The 3284-nt window shown below is 65.0% G+C and carries 2 protein-coding genes; both read left to right on the forward strand.

The genetic code is table 11. The features are described 5' to 3' along the window. Positions 1 to 1505 (forward strand): acyl-CoA carboxylase subunit beta (locus J1M87_RS17075; protein ID WP_206490701.1); only part of this gene is annotated, 1505 nt, incomplete at its 5' end. Then, a partial coding sequence (locus J1M87_RS17080) for an acetyl/propionyl/methylcrotonyl-CoA carboxylase subunit alpha (protein WP_206490702.1) occupies positions 1502 to 3284 on the forward strand: 1783 nt, incomplete at its 3' end. The genes J1M87_RS17075 and J1M87_RS17080, both read left to right, overlap by 4 nt.

The raw sequence follows: 3284 nt of genomic DNA on the forward strand, positions 1-3284 counted from the left end.
GGGTCCACGCGAAGGGCAAGTTGACGGCGCGGGAGCGGATCACGGCGTTGCTCGACGAGGGGTCGTTCGTCGAGCTCGATGCGTTGGCTCGGCATCGTTCGGTGAATTTCGGGTTGGGTGAGAACCGGCCGTTCGGTGATGGTGTGGTCACCGGGTACGGCACCGTCGACGGCCGTGATGTGTGCGTGTTCTCCCAGGATGCGACCGTGTTCGGTGGCTCGCTCGGGGAAATCTACGGTGAGAAGATCGTCAAGGTGATGGATCTGGCGATCAAGACCGGTCGCCCGTTGGTCGGGATCAACGAGGGAGCCGGAGCCCGCATCCAGGAAGGGGTCGTCTCGCTCGGGTTGTACGGGGAGATCTTCCACCGCAATGTCCGCGCGTCCGGGGTGATCCCGCAGATCTCGGTGATCATGGGCCCGGCCGCGGGTGGGCATGTGTATTCGCCGGCGCTGACCGATTTCGTGGTGATGGTCGACGGCACGAGCCAGATGTTCGTCACCGGTCCCGATGTGATCAAAACCGTCACCGGCGAGAACGTCACCATGGAAGAGCTCGGTGGTGCACACACGCACATGGAAAAGTCCGGTGTCGCTCATTACGTCGCCTCCGGTGAGCACGATGCGTTGGATTACGTCCGGGATCTGCTGTCGTATCTGCCGAGCAACAATCGCGCCGACGCGCCCCGGACCGCGGCGTCGGATCCGATCGCGGGGGCGATCGCCGACAACCTCACCGCCGAGGACCTCGAACTGGACACGCTGATCCCGGACTCGCCGAACACCCCGTACGACATGCACGAGGTCATCACCCGGATCCTCGACGACGACGAATTCCTCGAAGTCCAGCAGGGTCGGGCCCGCAACATCATCGTCGGGTTCGGGCGTATCGACGGCCGCTCGGTGGGGATCGTGGCCAACCAGCCCACCCAGTTCGCCGGCACCCTCGATATCGACGCCGCCGAGAAAGCCGCCCGGTTCGTCCGGACCTGCGACTGCTTCAACGTTCCGATCATCACCCTGGTCGATGTGCCCGGGTTCCTGCCCGGCACCGACCAGGAATACAACGGCATCATCCGCCGCGGCGCGAAACTGCTCTACGCCTACGGTGAAGCGACCGTCGGCAAGATCACCGTCATCACCCGCAAAGCGTACGGCGGGGCGTACGACGTGATGGGGTCCAAGCACATGGGCGCCGATGTCAACCTCGCCTGGCCGACCGCGCAGATCGCCGTCATGGGTGCCTCGGGCGCTGTCGGGTTCGTCTACCGCAAACAACTACTCGAGGCCGCCAAGAACGGCGAGGACGTCGACGCCCTCCGGATACAGCTGCAACAGGAATACGAAGACACCCTCGTCAACCCCTACATCGCCGCCGAACGCGGCTACCTCGACGCCGTCATACCCCCCAGCCACACCCGCGGCCAGATCGTCACCGCACTACGCCTCCTCGAACGCAAACAAGTCACCCTCCCACCCAAAAAACACGGAAACATCCCACTATGAGCGAGATCACCAAGGTTCTTGTTGCCAATCGTGGTGAGATCGCGGTTCGGGTGATCCGGGCGGCTGCTGATGCGGGGTTGGTGAGTGTGGCTGTGTATGCCGAGCCGGATGCGGATGCTCCGTTCGTGCGGTTGGCTGATGAGGCGTTCGCTCTTGGTGGTTCGACGTCGGCTCAGTCGTATCTGGTGATCGACAAGATCATCGATGCTGCGGTCAAGTCCGGTGCCGATGCTGTGCATCCGGGGTATGGGTTTCTGTCGGAGAATGCTGATTTCGCGCAGGCGGTCATCGATGCGGGGTTGATCTGGATCGGTCCGTCGCCGCAGTCGATCCGCGATCTCGGGGACAAGGTCACCGCCCGCCACATCGCAGCCCGCGCGAAGGCACCGTCGGTGCCGGGCACGTCCGAGCCGGTGCGCGACGCGCAGGAGATCCTCGATTTCGTCGACGAGCACGGTCTGCCGATCGCGATCAAGGCTGCGTTCGGTGGGGGTGGACGCGGGATGAAGGTCGCCCGCACCCGTGAGGAGATCCCGGAGTTGTTCGATTCGGCCACCCGTGAGGCCGTCGCCGCGTTCGGGCGGGGGGAATGTTTCGTCGAACGTTATCTCGACAAGCCCCGCCACGTCGAGGCGCAGGTCATCGCCGATCAGCACGGCAACGTCGTCGTCGCCGGTACCCGTGACTGTTCACTGCAACGCCGTTTCCAGAAACTCGTCGAGGAAGCACCCGCCCCGTTCCTGACCGATGCCCAGCGCGCGGAAATCCACTCCAGCGCCAAGGCCATCTGCCGGGAAGCGGGCTACTACGGTGCCGGGACGGTGGAATACCTCGTCGGCCAAGACGGCCTGGTGTCGTTCCTGGAAGTGAACACCCGTCTGCAGGTCGAGCATCCGGTCACCGAGGAAACCTCCGGGATCGATCTGGTGTTGCAGCAGTTCGCCATCGCCAACGGTGAGGAACTGTCGATCACCGAAGACCCGCAGCCGCGGGGGCATTCGTTCGAGTTCCGGATCAACGGTGAAGACGCCGGCCGCGGGTTCTTGCCCGCTCCCGGCCCGGTGACCACCTTCACCGCGCCGTCCGGGCCGGGTGTGCGGGTCGATTCCGGGGTCGAATCGGGCAGTGTGATCGGGGGCCAGTTCGATTCGATGCTCGCCAAACTCATCGTCACCGGAGCCACCCGAGACGAGGCGTTGGCTCGGTCCCGGCGGGCGTTGGCCGAATTCGATGTTCAAGGGTTGGCGACGGTGATTCCGTTCCATGCCGCGGTGGTCTCCGATCCGGCGTTCATCGGCGACGGGGAATCGTTCGATGTGCACACCCGCTGGATCGAAACCGAATGGGACAACCAGATCCCGCCGTTCACCGCCGGCCAGCCGCTCGACGAGGACGAGGTCCTGCCCCGCCAGAGCGTGGTCGTCGAGGTCGGTGGCCGCCGCGTCGAGGTCTCACTACCCGGCGAATTCTCCCTCGGCGCCAGCACCAACGGCGGCGGGCCGGCGGGGGCGGTGCGGCGTAAACCCAAAGCCCGCACCCGCGGCGGTGCCGGGGCCGGAGCCGGGTCCGGTGACGCGGTCACCGCACCCATGCAAGGCACCGTGGTCAAAGTCGCCGTCACCGAAGGCGCCACCGTCGAAGCAGGAGACCTCATCGCCGTCCTCGAAGCGATGAAAATGGAAAACCCCGTCAACGCCCACAAAGCAGGCACCATCACCGGCCTGACCGTCACCGCAGGCGACGCCATCACCCAAGGCACCGTCCTCACCGAAATCAAGT

It is taken from the genome of Rhodococcus sp. KRD162, assembly GCF_017168335.1.
Lineage (GTDB): Bacteria > Actinomycetota > Actinomycetes > Mycobacteriales > Mycobacteriaceae > Rhodococcoides.